This is a genomic window from Syntrophomonas sp. UBA1041 (assembly GCF_002316705.1).
GTDB lineage: Bacteria > Bacillota > Syntrophomonadia > Syntrophomonadales > Syntrophomonadaceae > DTU019.
The window spans coordinates 1-764 of sequence record NZ_DCEA01000062.1; the positions used below are offsets into that span (position 1 = coordinate 1).

The following is a 764-nucleotide window of genomic DNA, read 5'->3' on the forward strand; positions in this document are numbered from 1 at the left end:
ATTACATTAAACGGCAGCCCTTCGCTGCGGCTGGTTGAAACCGCAAGATCACACATTCTATATAAAGAATCCATATCGGTGACATGTCCTAGAAAAAAGATACGTTCCCCGTAGCCGGATTCCCTGGCTAGCTCCCTATATTCATTTTCCAACTGGCCGGCGCCGGCCAGCAATAGTTTTATCGTCGATTCCCGGGCTGCAGCAGCCGCAAAGGCCCGGATCAATTCACCCTGGTTTTTCCGCTTGCTCATTTCGGCCGCATAAAGGATGAGAAAATCATCCGGATAATAATCGGCGGATACTTTTAGATTTTTTTTATCACTTGGATCCATCTTGGCGAATTTTGCAGTATCCAGACCCATACCCGGGATCAATATAATATTCTTGCTCAGCCTGTACCGGTTGGCTAGTTCGTAATCCATTTTGTTCATGACCATCAATACATCTGTGACAGGCGCAAGCAGCTTCTCCACCCATAGATAAGGCAAATTTGACAGCATATGTTCGTCACTGAAGAAATAGCCATGAGAAGTATATACCATTTTCGCATGACACCTACCTGATAATTGCACGGCAAGCCGAACAACTGCCCCGGCCAGGGTGGTATGAGCACTGATAATATCGTATTGCTTTTCCGCCAATAGCTGTCTAAGGAAATAAACAGCACGCAAATTATTCGATACCAGCAAGCTCTTTCGCAAAGGAAGCAAAATCATGTTATCTGCATAAGGTATATCTGCTTTGTTTCCCACTGCAACATCAAT

At 45.0% G+C, this 764-nt stretch carries 1 protein-coding gene; it reads right to left on the reverse strand.

Annotated elements, in window-relative coordinates; genetic code table 11:
• On the reverse strand, positions 1-716 hold a 716-nt coding region (locus B2633_RS08790; RefSeq protein WP_483170249.1), incomplete at its 3' end, for a glycosyltransferase.
• Positions 717-764 lie beyond the last annotated feature (48 nt).